The sequence below is a fragment of the Natrarchaeobius chitinivorans genome, from assembly GCF_003841505.1.
Classification (GTDB): domain Archaea; phylum Halobacteriota; class Halobacteria; order Halobacteriales; family Natrialbaceae; genus Natrarchaeobius; species Natrarchaeobius chitinivorans.
The window spans coordinates 74,511-94,855 of the sequence record NZ_REGA01000014.1 but is presented as its reverse complement, the minus strand read 5'-3'; the positions used below and the strand labels follow the sequence as shown (position 1 = coordinate 94,855).

The window sequence follows — 20,345 nt, the reverse complement described above, 5'->3', positions numbered from 1 at the left end:
GTAAATTTTTATTAGGCAGTAGGTGTAAATATAAATCACGGATGGACGTCGCGCCACGACGCACCGTCAAAATCAAACTCGACGTACCCAGAGAGCGTCGTGGCGACCTCCATCAAACCAAAGACCAGTTCTTGCACTGCACCAACCGAACCTCGGAGTGGGCGTGGCGCTACGACGACTACTGTGTCACCAGCAAGAACAAAGCCGAAAACGCCCTGTACGACGAGTTGCGCGAGGAAACCGACCTCACTGCCAACCTCGTCCAGAAAGGCATCAGACGCGCCATCGAAGCTGTCCAAGGTGGCGTCGAGAAGTTGAAGAAGGGCGAAAAGACTAGCCAACCCGAGTTCGACTCGTGGAGCGTCGTCTACGACAAACGCTCCGCAACGTTCAACACTGACCACGCCACGCTGTCCACGCCGAACGCCAGAGTCACCTGCGAATACGTATTCCCGCTCAAAGAGGAGCGAGAAGACACGCCATTCGGCAGGTACTACGAGAACGACGATTGGGATGCGTCGAGTGCCACGCTTCAGTACGACGAGCAGGACGACACGTTCTACCTGCACGTTACGCTGAAGAACCCCGACTACGAGGGTGACGGAACGGAACGCCAAGAAGCCAGTCACGATGATGATGGTGCCGAGAACGGAGTGGTTCTCGGCGTGGACTTGAACGTGACTGGCGCGTTTGCCGTCACCAGCACGGGCAAATTCATCGGCAGTGCGGACTACCTCACCCACAAACGCGACCAGTACGAACAACGCCGCGCCAAACTGCAACAGACGGGTACTCGCTCCGCGCATCTCACGATTCAATCCATCGGCAGCAAGTTCAGTGATTGGTCGTTGGACTGGCTCCACAATCGGGCGAACAACCTCATCGTGGAAGCCCAGAGAGCGGATGTGGACGGCATCATTTTCGAGAAGCTTGACCACATCCGCGAGAACATCGCCAACGGCAGTAAGTTCCAGCAGTGGGCGTACGCGAGGTTCGTGGAACTCGTGGAGTACAAAGTTGAATCCACGGCGTTGTTCGTGGATACTGTGAATCCTGCGTACACGTCGCAGCGTTGCTCTTGCTGTGGGTTTACCCACGAGAATAACCGCAACGACAAGCAGTTCGAATGCGTGGATTGTGGGTATGAGGTGAACGCGGATTACAACGCGGCGAAGAACATCGCCAACCGATACTGCGGGTATATCCATCGCGGGCAGAAGTCTCGCGGTGGATGGGCCACCAGTCAACTGGCCCTCAAGTCAGGGACGCTGAACGTGAACGGTGCTTACACACCTGCCGAGTTACTCGGGTAGAACGGGAGTCCACTGACAAGCCTCGGGGCTTGACCCCGAGGCAGTTGACGTGCGCCACGTATGTGTTTACGGGCGTCAGGGGGAGCCCTTAGGGTTCGGAGACGGACTCGAGTCAGTTCGACCGCATTCAGTCGCTGACCCCGGATCGAGAATCAACACTGGATCGGTGCCAGAAACCAGTCCGGCGTCGAGAACCTACGAAAGCGCCGTGTAGATCGCTCCCTCGAGGTCCGCGATCAGGTCGTCGGCGTGCTCGATGCCGACGCTCACCCGGATCAGCCCGTCGGTGAGGCCGGCCTCGAGGCGTTCTTCCCGCGGTATTGCGGCGTGAGTCATCGGTGCGGGCTGTTCGATCAAACTCTCGACGCCGCCCAGACTCTCCGCCAGCGTGAAGACGTCAGTGTTCGAGACGACCGCGCTCGCCTCCTCGAGGCTCGCGTCGAGTTCGAAACTCAACATGCCGCCGAAATCGGCCATCTGCTCGTCGGCGATGTCGTGGCCGGGGTGGGACTCGAGTCCCGGGTAGTACACACGATCGACGTCTGGATGACCCTCGAGCCACGCCGCGAGCACGTTGGCGTTCTCACAGTGGCGATCCATCCGGACGGGGAGCGTCTTGGTGCCTCGCAACACGAGGAAACACTCGAACGGGCCCGGCGTCGCCCCGACCGCGTTCTGGTAGAAGCCGAATTGCTCGTCTAACTCCTCGTCGTTGGTCACGAGCGCACCGCCGACGACGTCGGAGTGGCCTCCGAGGTACTTCGTCAGGGAGTGTGAGACGACGTCCGCACCGAGATCCAGCGGTTGCTGGAGGTACGGCGTCGCGAACGTGTTATCGATCGCACAGAGCGCGTCGTGTCCGTGGGCGATGTCTGCCGCCCCTTCGATATCGACGATCGACATGAGCGGGTTCGTGGGCGTCTCGAGCCAGAGGAGTTCCGTCTCGTCTCGAAACGCGTCCTCGATCGCCGAGAGGTCCGTCATATCGACGAACGAGAACTCGAGGTCGTACTCCTCGTAGACCTGCGTGAAGATGCGGTGGGTGCCGCCGTAGACGTCGTTGCCGGTCACGACGTGATCGCCAGCCGAGAGGAGGTTGAGCACGGTGTTGATCGAAGCCATTCCGCTCGAAAAACACCGGCCGTACTCGGCGTTCTCGAGGCTCGCCAGGTTGGCCTCGAGATCGGTTCGCGTCGGGTTTCCGGTCCGGGAGTACTCGTACCCGCGGTGTTCGCCCGGGGCGTCCTGTTCGTACGTCGAGTTGGCGTGGATCGGCGTCATCAACGCGCCGGTTTCCTCGTCCGGATGCTGTCCGGCGTGGATCGATCGCGTTTCGATCCGGTACTCGTGGCCATCGGCCGGGTCGTCGTCCATATCCACCCCGAGGGGTCCAACCCACGTCACGTTTACCCCGTCCTGCTCGTCGACGCGGGCCCGTGCCGACCGATCCGGAACGTGCGTTTTATAACCGTCACCAAGTAAGAGGGTCGTACGACTATGCCCAACTCTAATGGCCCTCGTCAGGGAACCCGGAAGAAACTCGCGAACGCTCCTCGAGATCGCGGCTCGTCTCCGCCACAGCGTGCGATCCAGCAGTACGAAGCGGGTGAAAAAGTCCACCTGAAGATCGACCCGAGCGTCCCCAAGGGTCGATTCCACCCGCGCTTCGACGGTCGAACCGGCGAAGTGATCGGGAAACAGGGGAACGCGTTCAAAGTCGAGATCACCGACGGAAACAAGAAAAAGACCCTGATCGTCACCGCGCCCCACCTGCGCGCCCAGGACCGCTCCGAAGACCGGGTCTGATCCGAGACTGGTATGACGATCTTCAAAGAGATCGTCGACGAGGAGTTCCTCACGGTTTCGGAAACGAAGGAACTGCTCGCCGACATCGAAGCCGAACGCGCAATGGACGAGGACCGCGAGTTGCCGTACGAACTCGCACGAGCGATCGAGCACGCCAATCGATTCGCAGTCCTCGAGCCGGCAGACGCACAGCAACTCGTCGACGACTTACAGGAGGTAGAGAAAGTCGACGAGCCGACCGCGTACAAGATCGCCAATCTCCTGCCGCGAAACCGGGACGAGTTGCGGTCGGTGTACGCCCAGCAGCGGTACTCGCTGTCAGGGGACGAACTCGACGAGATACTCAACGTCGTCGCACAGTACGCCTGATTCGGTCGGGCTCCAGCGGGCCGAGAGCGGGCCGACTCTTTAAGTATGCCGTCGCCGTATCGGGTGACAATGAGCGAAGCCGACAGCGACGAGACGGACGTTCGACGCGCGGTCGTGTTGGATTACCTCGCACACGGTCTGTCGGACGACGGACGACCGCAGTACGAAAAGTCACCGGCAGGGTACGCTATCGACGTCGACCACTTCGAACTGTACCAGGTCGCCTTCGACGAAGACGAACGGTTGACGATCGGTAGCACCGTCGTCGTCGAACCCCCCGAAGAACGCGACGTCGTCACCCAGTGTCGACGGGTCGAGTACGAGGACCTCTCCTCGGGATCCAAGTCCGAACTCGAGTACGTCGTACAGGACGTGGTCGAGGAGGACGAAGAGCGGTTCGTCGACTTTTACAACGAGGCTCAGCCGATCACCCTGCGGCTCCATCAGCTGAACCTGTTGCCCGGTATCGGGAAGAAACTCCGCAACGGCATCCTCGACGAGCGAAAGCGCAAGCCGTTCGAGAGCTTCGACGAACTGTCCGAACGCGTTTCCGGACTCCACGACCCGGACGAGATTCTCGTCGAGCGCATCTTAGAGGAGCTACGCGACGACGATCTGAAGTATCAGACGTTCGTGGGCCGGGACGAGGACCGATCGTAGCGGCCGGGTCCGGGCACTACCTGCGTTCGAATTCGATTTCGTGCACATTTAAGAGCGCAGACACGAAGGGGAGAGTGATGATCGAAACCGTTTTGCTCGCAGTCGGACCGGGTGACAGCGACCGCGTCGAGGAACTCACGACCCAGACGATAGCCGTCGCCGAACCGACCGGCGCGACGGTCGTACTGGCCCACGTCATCTCTGCCGACGAGTACGAAGACGAACTCCGGAGCTATCACGACGCGATCGACCGGATGGGACTCGATATCGAACACGGAGACGTACCGCCGGAGTCGCTGGCACGGGAGACGGAACCAGTCGGCGAGATTGCGAAGCGACTCGAGGAAGCCGACCTCGAGGTCGACGTCCGCGGTGTCGTCGGCGATCGAGCGGAAGAGATCGTCGCGTTGGCCGAGAAGACGGATGCGGACAACGTCGTCGTGGGCGGCCGGAAGCGATCGCCGACCGGAAAAGCCGTGTTCGGCAGCACCGCCCAACAGGTGTTGCTCACGTCGCCCTGTCCGGTGACGTACGTCCGCGAAGGGACCATCTAACCTCGGTCCGGCTACTGTCGTCGACCCGGTCGGGGTTCGACCGGTCAGTATCTCGATTGGAAGCGACGCACAGACGAGCGAAGACGGTGCGTTTACACGCGACGGCCTCGAAGCGGGGTCAATGAGGGACCCCGATCGACTGCTCGCCAGGGCGGGCGTCCGCGGCGATCCGGACCGCGACCAGCACTTTCTCGTCGACGATCGCGTACTCGACCGACTGCCGACGTATATAACGGAGATCGACGCGGACGCGTCTCACCTCCTCGAGATCGGCGGTGGGACCGGTGCGCTGACGGATCGGTTGCTCGCGTTGGCGGGCGACGACGGCAACGTGACCGTCGTCGAACGCGACCGCGATCTCGCGGCGTTTCTCCGCGAGGAGTTCCGTGAGGAGATCGACGCCGATCGGTTGACGGTGATCGAGGGCGACGCCCTCGAGGTCGACCTCCCCGCGTTCACCGCCTCCGTCTCGAACCTTCCGTACGGCGTCTCGAGTCAGATTGCGTTCCGGCTGTTGCCCGAAAAACGGCCGCTCGTGTTGATGTTTCAACAAGAGTTCGCCGAACGGATGGTCGCCGAACCCGGAACGTCCGAGTACGGACGGCTCTCGGTGTCGACCCAGCACTACGCGGACGTCGAACTCGTCGAGACCGTTCCGAAGGAGGCGTTTTCCCCGCCGCCGGCCGTCGAGAGCGCGGTGATCCGTGCCAGACCTCGCGACCCGGACTACGAGGTCGACGACGAGGAGTTCTTTTTGCGGTTCGTGAAAGCGTTGTTCACCCAGCGTCGGAAGACGATTCGAAACGGGATCCGGAACACGGCACACATATCCGGGCTTGAACGCCCCGATGCGGTCGTCGACGCTGCCGACGAGGACGTCCTTCGGAAGCGACCGGACGCGATGTCACCCTCGGCGTTCGCCGAACTGGCACAGCTCGCACTCGAGGTCGACACCCCCGCTGTCGACGGCTGAAACTGACGGCGTGGCAAGCCACCGACGAATCGCCGACCGACGGATACTCAAAGCTGGACGGACGACAGGCCGAGACAGCGTTCACCATGTCCGAGGTACTGGCGGTGCTCGACTGGATGGCCGAGACCGTCGAGCCGATCGAACTGAAACTCGCCGTTACCTTCGCGGCGGTCGGGATCTTGCTGTTCGTCTTGCTCTCGTATCGGCAGTTGCAGACGGCGATCAGCGACCGAGCGAAACCGCTGTACGGCGACATCGTCTCGACGACGGTCCTTACGACGACGTTTCTTCTCAGCCTCGCCGTCGTCGTCGGCGTCTGGGAGCAAACCGATACGATCCGCGAAGGCTACGCACAACTCGACATCGGCGGGGAAATCGTCGCTCGAGCGATCGTCTCGTTCATCTTGCTCGTCGGAACCGTGATTTTCAGGCGGTTCGTCAAGCGGGCGCTCGACGAAATCCTCGGGTCGGCATCCGCAGTGACCGCCCACCAGCGCGAGATCAGCCATCGGATCGCACAGGTGATAATCTGGTCGATTTCACTCGTCATCGTCCTCGGCGTCTGGATCGACGACCTGAGCGGGCTGCTCGTCGGGGCCGGCTTCCTCGGAATCGTCGTCGGGATGGCAGCCCGCCAGACCCTCGGGACCGTCCTCGCCGGTTTCGTCCTCATGTTCGATCGCCCGTTCGAGATCGGCGACTGGATCGAAGTCGAGGACAGAGAGGGGATCGTCACCGACATATCGATCGTCAACACGCGAATCCGTTCGTTCGACGGAGAGTACGTTATGGTCCCGAACGACGTGATCTCGACGAGTATGGTAACGAATCGGTCGAAACGCGGCAGGTTGCGGATCGAGATCGACGTCGGCGTCGATTACGAGGACGACGCCGAGCACGCAGCGGCGGTCGCCGAACGGACCGTCTCCGATCTCGAGCACTCGCTGTCCGCGCCGGGTCCCCAGGTGGTCACGAAGGAGTTCGGCGACTCCGCGGTCGTCCTCGGTGTGCGGTTTTGGATCGACCGACCGAGTTCGAAACGCCGGTGGCGGGCCCGAACCGCCGCGATCAACGCGATCAAACGCGAGTTCGCGGCGGAGGGGATTGGGATCCCGTTCCCCCAGCGCGAACTCTCGAGTCGACCCGGCGCGGGTGCTCGAGTCGAACCGGGAGACGAAACCCCGGACCGCGGCTCCGAGGGCTCTATCGGCGGAGAAACCGCCGCTCACGACGACTCGCAACCGGACGACGGTGAACAGTATCGGATGACGGGGCCGGAAGAGCGATGACGGATCTCGCGACGAGGCGGGGACTGGAAACCGACGTCTACCAGCCCGCCGAGGACTCGGAACTGCTTGCCGACGCCGCCTGTAGCCGCTTGCCATCCGGCGGAGACGGGGGCGACGAGGATCGGCCGCTCGTCCTCGAGGTCGGAACCGGGTCGGGCTACGTCGCCGCCCGCGTCGCCGAGGAGACCGAGGCCCGCGTGATCGCGTCCGACCTGAACCCACACGCGGTCGGGCAGGCCGCCGATGCGGGTCTCGAGGCCGTCCGGGCCGATCTGGTCTCTCCGTTCGCCGACGGCGCGTTCGACGCCGTCCTGTTCAACCCGCCGTACCTGCCGACCGATCCGGACAACGAGTGGGACGACTGGATGGAACGCGCGCTCTCGGGCGGCGAAGACGGGCGGGCGGTCGTCGATCCGTTCCTCGAGCGCGTTGGCCGCGTGCTCGCGCCCGAGGGCGTCGTTTACCTGCTCGTCAGCAGTCTCGCGGGCGTCGAGGAGATCGTCGACCGTGCGGGGGAGGAAGGATTCAGCGCCGCCGCCGTCGCTGACGAGTCGTTTCCCTTCGAGACGCTGACGGTACTCGAACTGTTTCGCTAACCGCGCCGCCGTGTTGGTTCGGTCTCGAGTGCAGATCCCGAGCCGAAGGCGGATCTAGAGCGTGTAGTCGTGGTCGCCGGCCTCGCTCTCGAGGAACGCCTCGAGCAGGTCGATCGTCGCGGCGACGTCGTCGACGTGAGCCGCTTCGGTGACCGTATGGAGGTACCGCGTCGGGACGGAGATCGCTCCGACCGGTTTCGCGCCGGCGGAGTGTTGAAACCCCGCAGTGTCGGTGCCGCCGGCGGGCAACACCTCGAGTTGGTACTCGATCTCCGCGTCCTCGGCGACGGTCTTCATCCGGCGGTGAACCTTGGGGTTCGTGATGACGCTCGAGTCCTTGAGCTTGATCGCGGTTCCGTCACCCAGTTTCGTGACGTACTCTCCGGCGTCGAACCCGGGGACGTCGTTGGCGACGGTGACGTCCAGCGCGACCGCAAGGTCGGGATCGACGTCGACGCCGAGCGCGCGAGCGCCGCGGATGCCGACCTCCTCCTGGACAGTCGCACAGAAGTGAATCGTCGCCTCTGGCTCCTCGAGGCGACGAGCCGCCTCGAGCATCGCGAACAGACAGACTCGATCGTCGAGCGCCTTGCCGGTGACGGTCTCGCCGACCAGTTCGGTCGTCTGATCCATCGTGACGAGGTCGCCAGGCGAGACGCGTTCCTCGAGTTCGTCCGTCGGGAGACCCACGTCGACGAAGACGTCCTCGACCTTCGGCGTCTTCTCGCGTTCGTCATCGTCGAGCGTGTGCGGCGGCGGCGAGCCGATAACGCCCGGAAGGTCGCCGTCTTCGGTGTGAATCGTCACGCGCTGGGCTTTCAACACGCGGGCGTCCCAGCCGCCGAGCGCGTCGAGTTCGAGAAAGCCGAAGCCATCCTCGTCGCCGCGGACGTGCCGAACCATAAACCCGATTTCGTCCATGTGGGCCGCGACGGCGACCGAGTAGTCGGATTCGCCCTCGAGCGTCCCGACGACGTTTCCCATCGCGTCGGTCCGGACGCGGTCGACGCTCTCCTCGAACTCTCGAACGACGATCTCGCGGATGCGGTCTTCGTATCCCGGAACGCCACTCGTCTCCGTGAGCTCTACAAGTAAGTCGAAATCGAACGGTGTCGACGTCATACGCACACCAGTTCGTCAGTTTTGATAAATCCGTGGTCGTCCATACGCGTCGGACACACCGCCTCAACGTTCGCTGCCCCCGTCGACCCGTTCCGTCACATATCCAACCGCGGACTATTAACCGATCGACCCGTTAGAACACGTCATGAGCGAGGTACGTATCGCAGGAACGGGGCTAACCCCGTTCGGGAACGTCCCCGAACGCACCGGGCGGGACCTCTTCGCCCAGGCGAGCGCCGCGGCATTCGAGGACAGCGGCGTGCCTCGAGACGACGTCGAGGCCGTCTTCTACGGCAACTTCATGGGCGAACTCGCCGAACACCAGGGTCACCAGGGACCGCTGATGGCCGAAGCCGCGGGCGTCAGAGCGCCCGCAACCCGCTACGAGTCGGCGTGTGCCTCGAGCGGAGCCGCAATCAGGGACGCCGTCGTCCGGATCCGCAACGGCGAAACCGACGTTGCACTCGTCGGCGGTGCCGAACGGATGACCAACCTCGGGACTGCTGGGGCGACCGAGGCGCTCGCCATCGCCGCCGACGACCTCTGGGAGGTACGGGCCGGGATGACGTTTCCGGGGGCGTACGCGCTGATGGCGCAGGCGTACTTCTCCGAGTACGGCGGCGGGCGCGAAGAGCTGGCCCACGTGGCGGTCAAGAACCACGAGAACGCGCTCACGAACGAGAAAGCCCAGTACCAAAGCGCGATCACGGTCGAGGACGTCCTCGAGGCTCCACAGGTCTCGAGTCCGCTTGGTCTCTACGACTCCTGTCCGATCTCCGACGGCGCGGCCGCGATCGTTCTCACGAGCGAAACCTACGCCGAAGAACACGACCTCGACGCACCCGTCGCGATCACGGGGAGCGGACAGGGCGGCGATCGCATGGCCCTTCACGACCGCGAGTACCTCGCACGCTCCCCGGCGGCACGCGAGGCGGGCGAGGAAGCGTACGCTGACGCCGGAATCGACGCGACCGACGTCGACCTCGCGGAGGTCCACGACTGCTTTACGATCGCCGAGGTCCTCGCGCTCGAGGCACTCGACATAGAACCGATCGGCGAAGGGATCTCCGCCGCTCGAGACGGTCGGACGACCGCCGACGGCGAGACGCCGATCAACCTCTCGGGCGGCCTGAAGGCGAAGGGCCACCCCGTCGGCGCGACCGGCGCATCACAGATCGCAGAGGTCGCAACCCTCCTGTCCGGCGAGCATCCAAACAGCGAGTACGTCGCCGAGGCGACGACCGGCGTCGCCCACAACGCGGGTGGCACGGTCGCGAGTGCGACGGTCCACGTACTCGAGGAGGTGGGACGGCCATGAGCGACGCCGGAGACGACGTTCAGAACGCGGGCTACGACGGCTGGCTCGATGCCGCCGAATCGGGCGAGGCGTACTATCTCGAGTGTCCAAACGGCCACGGCTCGCTCCCACCGCGGCGAGTCTGTCCCGACTGTGGCGCGACGGACCTCGAGCGAGTCGGGCTTCCGGAGACGGGCGAAGTCGAGACGTACACCGTCACGCACGTTCCGACGCCCGCCTTCGAAGACGACGCCCCCTACGCGACGGCCATCGCGGACTTCGGACCGGTCCGGATCACCGGGCAGATCGTCGGCATCGATCCGGAGACCGTCGAGAGCGGTCTCGAGGTCGAACTCGAGGTCGCGGTCTCGCAGACGACGGACGACCGGATTCTCGGGTTCACGCCAGTTTCGGGCTGAGAGGGGCCATTGTAGTTCGTCCAGTGGCGTTCGCCGAAGCCGTCGCTGAGTGACCCTTCGAAACTGAATCGAACCCCTCGAGCGACCGCCGCCCGTTACTCGCCGCGGTCGGCGTGGATCAGCTGTGCGGTCAGGTACTCGACGAACTGCTCGGGGTGTTCGGCGTGTGGGAGCTGGGTCGCGTAGTCGATGACGACCAGCTCGAGGTCGGCGGCTTCGGCGAGGTCCCGTCCGTTACGCAGCGGGACGAGTTTCGCGTCTCGCCCCCAGACGAGCGTCGTCGGGGTCTCGAGTTCGGCGAGTTCGGTCGCGAGGTCGAAGTCGGGGTCGAGCGTTCCCGAGGCGAACGACGCCGGTGCGTACCGGGCACCGGGTTGATGGGCGCTGTCCCACGCGTAGGCGACTTCTCGCTCGTCGATTCGGTCCGAATCGTAGTAGCCGTCCCGATCGTAGAAGTACCGAATCGAGGGTTTGCTCGCGAGGAGGTTGTAGATCGTCGTCCCGACGATCGGCGTCCGAACGAGGGTCCGCAGCCACGGGCGTTCCGTCGCCGTCTCGTCGGTCGGACAGATCAATACGAGCGCCTCGAACTCCGTTTCAGTCGCTGCGTCGGCTGCGAACGCACCGGTGAGCGAGGAGGCGACGACGATCGGCTCGTCGGTGACTTCCGATGCGAAATCCCGGACGAACTCGGCGTACAGCGTCGGCGAGTAGACCAGCGGCGGCCGTTCCGACCGCGCGAAGCCGGGCAGATCGACCGCGACGACGTGGTAGTGTTCGGCCAGTCGTTCGAACACCGGCTCGAACTCGTGGCTGCTCGCGCCGGCGTGAACCCCGTGTAACAGGAGCATATCCGGATCGCTGGGGTCGCCCGCGACGGTGTAACTCGCTTCGATTCCGCGCCATCGATACGTCCGCTCGACGCCGGGGAGCGGGTTCTCGAGGTCGCCTGCACGCGTGGCGAGGAGGCGGTTGCCGACGACGGCTGCCCCGACGGCACCGACGGCCCCGGCGAGGACGTTTCGGGCTTTCATACGACGACTATTCGACGGCAACGCTCTTAGAAGTGAGGATCGGAGAAGGGACGATCGCTTCCTCGCGGTGTCAAAACGGGTTCTCGCAGTCACCCGGTTCGACGGGGTCAGTTTCGGGTCGGACGCTCCGTCTCGAGGCGTTCGAGGCAGCGTTCGACCGGGGAGAGCAACTCGTTCGCGATCGTGTACGGATCGGTTTCGCCGCGACGGACGTCGTCCGCGAGCTCGTCGACGCCGCCGGATCGCTCGAGTTGCGCCTCGAGCATCGTGTGAACGTCTTCTCTGAGCAGCGTTCGAATTTCCTCGGCGTGGCGCTTCCGACTCCGGGAGGCACGCTCGCCCGATTCGACGAGGTACGTCCGGTGGCCGGCGAGTTCGTCGACGAGGGCCTCGACGCCGTCCCCGGTAGTGGCGACCGTCTCGACGATGGGAACCGTCCATGCGCTGTCGCGCTCGCTTTCCCCCTCTGGCGAACCGTCGTCTCCTCCGTGGTGAGTCGACGCGTCCGGACCGTGGTGGCCGCCCCCGAGTCCGCCGCCGTCGTCGAGCGCGATCATCTCCCGAAGCTCCTGGACCGTTCGGTCCGCTCCGTCGCGGTCCGCCTTGTTGACCACGAACACGTCGGCGATCTCGAGGATACCTGCTTTCAGCGTCTGGATGTCGTCGCCCGACCCCGGCGGGACGAGGACGGCCACGGTGTCTGCGGTGCGGACGATGTCGATCTCGTTCTGGCCCGCGCCCACGGTCTCGATGATGATCTTGTCCTTCCCGAAGGCGTCCATCGCCTTGACGGCGTCTGCGGTAGCGGTCGAGAGGCCACCCAGCGTTCCGCGTGCGCTCATCGATCGAACGAAGACGTCCATGTCCCCGACCGTCGACGCCATCCGGATGCGATCGCCGAGCACCGCACCGCCCGTAAAGGGCGAGGACGGATCGATAGCGATGATGCCGACCGTCTCGCCCCGTTCGCGGTAGGTTTCGGCGAGCTTGTCGACCAGCGTCGACTTCCCCGCGCCGGGACTGCCCGTGATACCGATCACGTCCGCGTCGCCCGTGTGTGCGTACAGTTCGGAGACGAGATCGCGATACCCCGGTGACCTGTTCTCGATTTTCGAGATGGTCCGGGCCAGCGCGCGGTGTTTGCCCGAGAGCAACTCCTCGAGCAGCGTTTCGTCGCCCGTACTCATCGTTCGGGTGCGTTCTCCCGGACGTATTCGACCGTCTCCTCGATCGACGTCCCCGGTCCGAAGATGGCCGCCACACCCTCGTCTTTGAGCCCCTCGCGGTCTTCCTCGGGAATGACGCCGCCGACGAGGACGAGGGTATCGTCCTTGGCGTCGTACTCCTCGAGCCCGTTCATAACCTTCGGGACGAGCGTGTCGTGGGCTCCCGAGAGGATCGAGATGCCGAGAACGTCGACGTCCTCCTGGACCGCCGCCTGCACGATCTCCTCCGGTGCCTTGTGGAGACCGGAGTAGATGACCTCGAAGCCGGCGTCGCGAAACGCCCGTGCGATGACGTGTGCACCGCGATCGTGGCCGTCGAGACCTACTTTCGCGACGAGGCACCTGATCTCTCCTTGCGTGGTGGTCATACACACAGTTCCGGGGCCGTCTGTTTGACTTTAACGGAAATTCAGGCGCGAGTCCGAGGGCGCGTCGAAACCGAACTCGTTTCCCGAACCGGTCACGTATTCGAACAGTCCCGAGAGGAATCAGTCCCACGAACCAAAGGCTAAAGAGCGAAACTACCGAACATTCTCTCAATGACTATCGTTCGTCTATTGCGGAGGGATCTCTCGTGGGCGTCGAAATAAAAGAAAACAGGGTATCCGATGCCGAGTTCGAGGAGATGAAAGGGTTCGTCTTCGAGTACCTCGCGGCCAGCGTCGAGAAAGAAGAAGAAGGTGGCCGTATGCGCTGGTATCCGTGGCACTCCGCGGAGTATCGCCACAACCACATCCTCAACGTGGTCGATCTCGCCGAAGAGATCGCCCGCAAAGAGGGTGCAGACGTCGACGTCACCCGCGTCGCCGCCCTCTTTCACGACGTGGCCAAACTCGAGACCGATCAGGAACTCCACGCCGAAGCCGGCGCTCGCGTCGCCCGCGAGTACCTCGAATCGCGTTCGGAGTACCCCGAATCGTTCATCACACAGGTGTGCCAGGCGATCGAACACCACTCCTACCAGGGCGACCTCGAGGACCTGGGGCTCGAGACCCAGTGTCTCATCGAGGCCGATCTGCTGGACAAAATCGGCGCGAACGGCACCGCGTTGATGCTGTTGCGCATGGGCTACGAGGCTCGCACGCACATGGACGCCGACGAGATGGTCGAACGTGTGCTCGAGCGGGGGTACGACGCCGCCTCGCGCGTCCAAAGCGACACCGCAGAGAGTATCGCCCATCAGCGGCTCAAACGCGTGAAGTGGTTCCGCGAGTGGCTCGAGGACGAAATCGCTGGAATGGGTTGACATCCTCCCCGCCCGCCGGCTGATACGGTTTACTGTAAATCAGTACTGGCGCACCCGTCGCCCGGGTCGCGGGTGCGCCGGTACACAGTGACAGTAATCCGTATGCCGTGTCGGGTTTCTGGGACAGTCCTAACGCGGTGTACAGTGAGCCGTTGACATTCTCCACCACCGTATCAGAAGCTATTTCTTTCGTCGGCATGGTTAGAATACTAACATGTACGCAGTCGACAACCTGGATGACGCTGGCGGGCTGACGAAGCAGTATCTCGGCTCCCTCGGCGCGTCCGGGTGGCTCAAACTCGCCCTCGTCGTCTTCGTCGTCTACGCCCTCGAAGTCAACACGCAACTGTTCAGAACGCCGCCAGACACGGGGACGGCCAGTACTGCGCTTCCGGAGTGGGCTCCGCTCGAACTTCTGGTCCCCCTCGTGGCCCTCGGCGTCTGGCTCGCGTTCAGGTATCTCGCCGCGCTCTTCGAGTTCGTCTTCGTCGAATCGCTTCGCTCGAGGTCGTTTTCGATCCGACGGTACGCTCGAGAAAACCTGTTGCTGGCCCTGTGGCTGCTGTTATTCCGGATCGTGCTGTGGATCGGGTTGCTCCTTCTCGTCGCGGTCCCCGTCGTCGCCGTCGTCGTCTTGGGTGACGTCAGTTCGATAGACGACGTAACGGCTGGGCAGGTGGTTCTGACGGCGTTCGTCGCACTCGGCGGGTTCCTCGCCCTGTGGGTGGTGTCCACCCTCACGAACGCGTTCGTCGTCCCCGTAATGCTTCTCGAAGATCGGAATCCGTTCAGTGCCTGGGTGGTCGTCGGATCGTCGATCCGGTCGAATCTCGCCGGCACGCTCGGGTTTCTCGCCGTGGCGTGGGTAGCCGGCTTCTCTCTCTGGATCGTGTTCGCGTTCGTCGGCTTCTTCGTCACGATGTTCGGCGGCATGGTGTTTCTCGTCTCGAGCATGATGGCGATGGAATCCGATCCGGCGCTCGGGTACATCGTGTTCGCGCTGGGTGTTCTCGCGTACTTCTTCTATCTCTACCTCCGCTCGTTCGTCGAGGCACCGGTCCGAAGCTACGTCCGATACTACGCGCTGTTGATCCTCGGTGACACCGAGGAGCGTCTCGATCTCGTTCCCGACCAGCGTGCGGCGATCCGACCGGGTGGAACCACCTCGACTGCAGGTTCCACACGGGACGATCACGGCCGCTCCAGCCGGACGGACGACTCGTGGGACGGTGGGGGTTCGACGATCACGACGGGTACCGAAGACGCCGCACGCGACGACTCGTCCGATCGCGACGGGGACGAGTCGGCCAGCTGGGAGGGCCCGCCGGCCTGGGACACCCCCGTCGACGATCGTGACTCGAGTGCGTTGGACGGCGGTTCATCCCACTCCAGTGACCAACTCGACCGATAACGCGAGAGAGTCGTCGTTTCGGCGGCCGATCAAAACACTCGAAGCGCTCCCGTCGCCAGAAAGATCAGTCCGAACCCGGCCAGGACGAGCGCGCTGAGCGCCGCGACCGCCGGAGCGAACGCGTCGACGCGGCGGCCGGCCGAGACGAGCACTGCGGGGAAGACGACGATCCAGACGGCGATACCCGCGAAAAAGCCGATCAGGAGCGAGGGGGATCCGGTCTGGACCACCAGGACGCCCGCGAGCGACTCGCTCCCGCCGGGCAGGTACGAGAGGACGTCGAGCCGACCCGACTCGAGCAAGCCGACGCCGACGGTGAGCCAGAAGCCGATCTGGTAGGGGTTCGAAAGCGACAGGGCGAACGTCTTACGAAAGCCCGTGGATTCGCCGCGGTCGTCGTCGGTAAACGACGCCGCGGATCGGGCCTCCGCGACCGCACCGATGGCGAAATACAGCATGAGGACGCCGCCGATCACGTAGAGTGCGGGTCGAACCGGTGGATACTGGTCGACGACCGCCACGACGCCAGCGAGTGCGAGGACGAAAAAGAGGACGTCCGCGAGCATCGCACCGAGGCCGGCTCGAAAGCCGGCCGCCCAGCCACGGAGGACGCTCTCCTCGGCGATGATGGCGTTCATCGGGCCGGGCGGTGCGGCGAGGGCGAGTCCGAAGACGACCCCCGCGAGCGCCGTAATTACCACAGTCACGATCGAACGGGAATCGGTGCAGGGAGGTAACGCTGTCGGACAGAAGCGAGTTCGAACGGCCTAATACGGTCTACTGCAGGGCATAGCGATTGTCGTAGCCTACCGGGGGTTTCGAAACCGGGCCTTCGGCGCTGTGTCTCGGTTCTTCAGCGGGAAACTATGAACTCCGACGATAATCCCTATCAGTACCGATAGGACCGCGACCGAGTGTCGTCCCGCGATCGCTCCGGAACTGACGTACGGCAAACCGTATGAGCTGCTCGGTCGAGGACCCATCCGGCTAATTCAACGTCTGATACGAGTGACCGCGTTTTTAGCGCTGGAGCGCGTAAACGCGGCCGGAGTTGTGGACCCCTGTCACACGCTCCATGACTCCGTCCCCGGTTGTCCGTGCGGGTTTTATCACTGTTCATCGACACGGCCGCGGACGGTATGGGGCCACCCCAGCACCGAGATGGTGTCGACGACGGCCGTCACGGCGACGAGTTACGCCGTCACCGCGGTCAGCAACCCCCTCGAGAGACGGTCGGCCGGTCGGCCCGTACCGGAACGGTTCCAGATCCCTTCTTTCGGGGGTCGTACCAGTGAACCCTTTTATCGTCACACCGTACTGTCGTGTATGACCGGTCGTCGATGTCGAAACTCGCCATGGGGCCGACTTCCGCAGTGCGATCAGGGGAGAGCATCGAAATGAGACGACGAGACCTCGTCGCCGGCGTCGCGAGCGTCGGCGTACTCGCCGGAGCTGGCGCGATTGTCCTGGGCGGATTACCGACCGGTGGGACCGACGGCGATGGCGCGACCGACGACGACGCTGCAGCCGACGGCGACGCCGCAGCCGACGACGAAGCGGACTCGTCGACGGAACCACTCGAGATCCGGACGATCGACGCACAGGGAAGCGAAGCCGGGACCGTCTCCGTCCCGAACGACGGAGTGACCGTCGTGATGTTCTTCGTCACCGGCTGTGGGAACTGTCAGGCCCAGATGCCGCGTCTCGCCGAGGCACGATCACAGCTCGTCGACGAGTACGGGGACGAGCTGACGGTCGTGTCGGTGACGTACCAGACGCCGGAGACGATGCCCGAGGACGAACTCAGAGCGTGGTGGGCCGACCTCGGTGGGGACTGGTACGTCGGGTACGACTCGAGTCCCAGCCTCGCCACGAGGTACGGCGTCGTCGGCTACCCGGTGACGGTCGTCATCGACGAAGCCGGCGAGAAACGCTGGGACGAACTCGGCGTCATCGACGCCCGTGATATCGTCGGGGCCGTCGAATCCGTCTTCGGGGTCGAGACCGGTCTCTAGGCTTCAGCCTGCCAGTTTCGCACTCTGTCTGCACTGATACCGTCGACGCTCTCCGCGACGTCGTCCGGATCGGCATCGGTCAGGTCGTCGATGCTCTCGATTCCGGCGTTGGCGAGTTTCTCGACGGTTTTCGCACCGAGCCCGTCGAGGGCCTCGAGGTCGGAGCCACTGGAACTCTCGCGGGCCTGGAACTCCTGATAGTTACAGATCGGACAGCCGAGCTCCCAGGGCTCGTCGCCGTTGTGGATCACGAGTTCGGGCAAGTCGTGCTCGTCACAGCGCTCGTCGGTGACTTCGATGTCGCCACGACGGGGCAGCGGGAGTGAGTACTCACAGTCGGGATACCGGGTACAGCCGACGAGCCTGGAACCGCTCTGGAGGGTCTTGACGGCGAGTTCGCCGCCGTGTTCGTCGGCGGTTTCACCGCCTTCGTCTCGCGACGTCTCCGACGTCGCGCTGTCACCGCAATCGGGACACTCACCCAGGATCGGCCCCTCGCCGGCCTCCTCGGCCTTGCAGAGCGGACAGCCGTGAACGAACGTCTGGCGACCCGCCAGCATCTTCACCTCGTTCAGCCCGTGGTCGTCACACTCCGCTTCGAGGATGAGCGGCTTGCCGGTCGAGGGCAGCGGGAGCGTGTACTCACAGTCCGGATAGCCGTCGCAGCCGACGAAGTACGAACCGTGGCGGCTTCGGCGAACGAGCAGGTCCTCGCCGCACTCTGGACACGGGCCGAGGCGCTTGTCGTCTTTGAGCGACTTCCGGAGGTGGTCGCCGATCTCCTCGCGCGAGTCGACGAGGCTCTCGAAGATGTCCCCGAGCATCTCGCGGGACTCGTCGGTAACGTCCTCGAGTCCCGCCTCGCCGGAGGCGATTGCGTCCATGTCGGCCTCGAGTTGGGCGGTCATCTCCTCGCTGACGACCCGATCGGCGTAGTTCTCGGCGGCGTCGACGACGGCCATCGCGAGTTGCGTCGGCCGCGGCGGGTCGCTCTCGATGTAGCCCCGATCGTACAACTTTTCCAGCGTATTGTGTCGCGTACTTTTCGTCCCCAGCCCCTGATCCTCCATGGTCTCGATGAGCCGGGACTGGCCGTACCGCCGGGGCGGCTGCGTCTCTTTTTCCTCGAGTTCGATGCCCGACACCGATAGCTGCTCGCCCTCGTCGACGTCGGGAACGTAGTTCTCCGTGGTGCTGAAATACGGATAGACGTCGTGGTAGCCGGGCTCGACGAGCCGCTTCCCGTTTGCTTTGAGCCGGCAGTCGTCGACGTCGGCGACGACCTTGAGGTGTTCCCAGACGGCCGCCTCGGCGACCGTCGCGTAGAAGCGCCGCACCACGAGTTCGAAGACCTCCCACTCGTCGTCGGAGACGTCGCCGCGGCTCGGAATCTCGCCCGTCGGATGGATCGGCGGGTGGTCGGTCGTCTCCTCGTCTCCCTCGGTCGGAGCGATATCGTCGGCCTCGAGCAGCGCCTCCGCGGACTCGCCGAGCGTCGGATGGCCGACGAACTCGTCGAGCAGCGCCTCCGGTTCGAGGTCGTCGGGGTAGACGGTGTTGTCGGTCCGCGGGTAGGTGATGTAGCCGGCGGTGTAGAGGTCCTCGGCGATCGACATCGCCCGCTGGGCGGAGTAGCCGAGCGAACTCGCCGCGCGGATGAACTGCGTCGTGTTGAACGGCGTCGGTGGACTGTCGGTCCGCGTGCGCCGGTTGACGTCGACGACGGTCGCCCCGGACGCACTCGAGAGCGTCTCGTAGACCTCTTCGGCGGCAGCCTCCTCCCAGACGCGTTCGGCCTCGTTGTCGTCCTCGTCGCGATAGAAGTACTGCGATTCGAACGACTCCGCCTCGTCGTCGGTCTTCGTCAGGTCCGCGAACAGCTCCCAGTACTCTTCGGGATCGAACGCCTGAATCTCGCGTTCGCGGTCGACGATCAACTTCAGCGTCGGCGACTGGACACGGCCGACGGAGATGAAGTCGTTGCCGAGCTGGCCGGCCGAAAGCGAGAGAAACCGGGTGAGCGCGGCTCCCCAGACGAGGTCGATGATCTGCCGAGCTTCGCCCGCGGCGGCGAGGTCGAAGTCCAGTTCGTCGGGTTCGGCGAACGCGCTCTGGACCTCGTTTTCCGTGATCGAAGAGAATCGAACCCGCCGGATCGGCACGTCGTCGTTGACGTCGCGAACGATCTCGTAGGCCTCCTTGCCGATGAGTTCGCCCTCGCGGTCGTAGTCGGTCGCGATCGTCACGCGGGTCGCTTTGCGAGCGAGGATCCGCAACGTCGCGACGATGTTCTCTTTCGTCGGCGTCTTCTCGATGTCGGCATCGATGAGTTCGACCGGCTCGACGTTTCGCCAGTCGGAGTACTCCGACGGGAAGTCGACGCCGACGACGTGACCCGACAGTCCCACGCAACGCTTGCCGCCCCACTCGTAGACGTTGACCCCGTTCTCGCGACTCGAGTCGTAGCTACCGCCGCTCAAGATGTCGGCGATTCGTCTCGCAGCGTTGTCCTTCTCGGTGATTATCAACTCCACCGGAGATCACCTCCGTCCTCTCGAGCGATCGGCTCCGAAGCGAGCGGGCGAGTATTCGGCATCGTGGCTCGCTACGATTGAGGATCTGATAACGCTTTCGCCAAAACGCCAGACAGCGCGGGCGTGCATGCGTTCGCGACGCGCGTGAGCCGGTTCGAGCCGTCGGCCAAGCGGCTACGCGTTCGGCCAAACAGCTACGCGTTCGGCCAAGTCGCCATGCGTCCGGTCAACCCGTTACGCGTCCGGTCAACCCGTTACGCGTCCGACCAAACCGTTACGCGTCCGACCAACCCGTTACGCGTCCGATCAAACCACCACGCGTCGGCCGACGCCGTCGCGGATCGAATACGATGGCGTGTTGTCACGTACCGGCGTCGTCCTCGAGTCGCCGGCGACCCATCGGTCGATACGGCCCTCCCGGTGGCGGCAACCCGCGACGTGAGTCGATCCCTTTTCAACGACTCGGGAACGACACTCATCG

General features: G+C 64.0%; 20 protein-coding genes. 13 read left to right on the top strand and 7 right to left on the bottom strand.

From position 1 onward, the window contains the following. Positions 1 to 41 precede the first annotated feature (41 nt). The gene (locus EA473_RS15155; RefSeq protein WP_124196497.1) at positions 42 to 1,313 is read left to right on the top strand and encodes an RNA-guided endonuclease InsQ/TnpB family protein; all 1,272 of its coding nucleotides are present in this window, start codon (positions 42 to 44) and stop codon (positions 1,311 to 1,313) included. Between the two features lie 195 nt (positions 1,314 to 1,508). Here EA473_RS15155 and EA473_RS15150 read toward each other — a convergent pair whose 3' ends face one another. Further along, positions 1,509 to 2,687, bottom strand: a complete 1,179-nt coding sequence (locus EA473_RS15150; RefSeq protein ID WP_124196496.1) for a cystathionine gamma-synthase — start codon at positions 2,685 to 2,687, stop codon at positions 1,509 to 1,511. Positions 2,688 to 2,810: 123 nt separating this feature from the next. Between EA473_RS15150 and EA473_RS15145 the strand changes: the two genes are divergently transcribed. The 7 genes from EA473_RS15145 to EA473_RS15115 all read left to right on the top strand — a co-directional run bounded on the left by EA473_RS15145 (position 2,811) and on the right by EA473_RS15115 (position 7,560). Further along, positions 2,811 to 3,119: a 50S ribosomal protein L21e gene (locus tag EA473_RS15145; protein ID WP_124196495.1), complete on the top strand. Its 309-nt coding sequence runs from the start codon at positions 2,811 to 2,813 to the stop codon at positions 3,117 to 3,119. Between the two features lie 12 nt (positions 3,120 to 3,131). Beyond that, positions 3,132 to 3,488 carry an RNA polymerase Rpb4 family protein gene (locus EA473_RS15140; RefSeq protein ID WP_124196494.1) on the top strand — a complete coding sequence of 119 codons (357 nt, stop codon included), beginning with the start codon at positions 3,132 to 3,134 and terminating at the stop codon, positions 3,486 to 3,488. Positions 3,489 to 3,557: 69 nt separating this feature from the next. After that, positions 3,558 to 4,148: a DUF655 domain-containing protein gene (locus tag EA473_RS15135; protein WP_124196493.1), complete on the top strand. Its 591-nt coding sequence runs from the start codon at positions 3,558 to 3,560 to the stop codon at positions 4,146 to 4,148. Positions 4,149 to 4,225: 77 nt separating this feature from the next. Then, on the top strand, positions 4,226 to 4,702 hold the full coding sequence (locus EA473_RS15130; protein WP_207890195.1) for a universal stress protein: 477 nt from the start codon (positions 4,226 to 4,228) through the stop codon (positions 4,700 to 4,702). Positions 4,703 to 4,823: 121 nt separating this feature from the next. Continuing rightward, positions 4,824 to 5,675 carry a 16S ribosomal RNA methyltransferase A gene (locus tag EA473_RS15125; protein ID WP_124196491.1) on the top strand — a complete coding sequence of 284 codons (852 nt, stop codon included), beginning with the start codon at positions 4,824 to 4,826 and terminating at the stop codon, positions 5,673 to 5,675. Positions 5,676 to 5,761: 86 nt separating this feature from the next. Further along, a complete protein-coding gene (locus tag EA473_RS15120; protein WP_124196490.1) occupies positions 5,762 to 6,964 on the top strand; it encodes a mechanosensitive ion channel family protein in 1,203 nt (400 codons plus the stop codon). After that, on the top strand, positions 6,961 to 7,560 hold the full coding sequence (locus EA473_RS15115; RefSeq protein WP_124196489.1) for a HemK2/MTQ2 family protein methyltransferase: 600 nt from the start codon (positions 6,961 to 6,963) through the stop codon (positions 7,558 to 7,560). Before EA473_RS15120 ends, EA473_RS15115 begins: the two co-directional genes overlap by 4 nt. Positions 7,561 to 7,614: 54 nt before the next feature. Here EA473_RS15115 and EA473_RS15110 read toward each other — a convergent pair whose 3' ends face one another. Continuing rightward, complete coding sequence (locus EA473_RS15110) at positions 7,615 to 8,682, bottom strand: M42 family metallopeptidase (protein ID WP_124196488.1); 1,068 nt, start codon at positions 8,680 to 8,682, stop codon at positions 7,615 to 7,617. Between the two features lie 145 nt (positions 8,683 to 8,827). Here EA473_RS15110 and EA473_RS15105 point away from each other — a divergent pair, with 145 nt between their 5' ends. Then, positions 8,828 to 10,000 (top strand): thiolase C-terminal domain-containing protein, encoded by a 1,173-nt coding sequence (locus EA473_RS15105; RefSeq protein ID WP_124196487.1) that lies wholly within the window; start codon positions 8,828 to 8,830, stop codon positions 9,998 to 10,000. Further along, entirely contained in the window at positions 9,997 to 10,398 is a 402-nt protein-coding gene (locus tag EA473_RS15100) for a Zn-ribbon domain-containing OB-fold protein (protein WP_124196486.1), read from the top strand. Before EA473_RS15105 ends, EA473_RS15100 begins: the two co-directional genes overlap by 4 nt. A gap of 95 nt (positions 10,399 to 10,493) precedes the next feature. On the opposite strand, the gene EA473_RS15095 is transcribed toward EA473_RS15100, so the two are convergent. From EA473_RS15095 to EA473_RS15085, 3 genes are all read right to left on the bottom strand, one after another. Continuing rightward, positions 10,494 to 11,432, bottom strand: a complete 939-nt coding sequence (locus EA473_RS15095) for an alpha/beta fold hydrolase (RefSeq protein ID WP_124196485.1) — start codon at positions 11,430 to 11,432, stop codon at positions 10,494 to 10,496. 107 nt (positions 11,433 to 11,539) lie between these two features. Continuing rightward, positions 11,540 to 12,619: a methylmalonyl Co-A mutase-associated GTPase MeaB gene (meaB, locus tag EA473_RS15090; protein WP_124196484.1), complete on the bottom strand. Its 1,080-nt coding sequence runs from the start codon at positions 12,617 to 12,619 to the stop codon at positions 11,540 to 11,542. Further along, positions 12,616 to 13,026 carry a cobalamin B12-binding domain-containing protein gene (locus EA473_RS15085; protein ID WP_124196483.1) on the bottom strand — a complete coding sequence of 137 codons (411 nt, stop codon included), beginning with the start codon at positions 13,024 to 13,026 and terminating at the stop codon, positions 12,616 to 12,618. The genes meaB and EA473_RS15085 overlap by 4 nt, the downstream gene beginning before the upstream one ends. Before the next feature lie 206 nt (positions 13,027 to 13,232). Between EA473_RS15085 and EA473_RS15080 the strand changes: the two genes are divergently transcribed. Beyond that, entirely contained in the window at positions 13,233 to 13,904 is a 672-nt protein-coding gene (locus EA473_RS15080) for an HD domain-containing protein (protein ID WP_124196482.1), read from the top strand. 214 nt (positions 13,905 to 14,118) lie between these two features. After that, positions 14,119 to 15,315, top strand: coding sequence for a DUF7544 domain-containing protein (locus EA473_RS15075; protein WP_124196481.1), 1,197 nt, complete (start codon positions 14,119 to 14,121; stop codon positions 15,313 to 15,315). 29 nt (positions 15,316 to 15,344) lie between these two features. Here the strand turns inward: EA473_RS15075 and EA473_RS15070 are convergent, their stop codons facing one another. After that, positions 15,345 to 16,022, bottom strand: coding sequence for a LysE family translocator (locus EA473_RS15070; protein ID WP_394341311.1), 678 nt, complete (start codon positions 16,020 to 16,022; stop codon positions 15,345 to 15,347). Between the two features lie 690 nt (positions 16,023 to 16,712). Here EA473_RS15070 and EA473_RS15065 point away from each other — a divergent pair. Continuing rightward, entirely contained in the window at positions 16,713 to 17,330 is a 618-nt protein-coding gene (locus EA473_RS15065; RefSeq protein WP_124196480.1) for a TlpA family protein disulfide reductase, read from the top strand. Here EA473_RS15065 and EA473_RS15060 read toward each other — a convergent pair. Further along, the gene (locus EA473_RS15060; RefSeq protein WP_124196479.1) at positions 17,327 to 19,864 is read right to left on the bottom strand and encodes a DNA topoisomerase I; all 2,538 of its coding nucleotides are present in this window, start codon (positions 19,862 to 19,864) and stop codon (positions 17,327 to 17,329) included. The two genes, EA473_RS15065 and EA473_RS15060, sit on opposite strands and share 4 nt — an antisense overlap. Positions 19,865 to 20,345 lie beyond the last annotated feature (481 nt).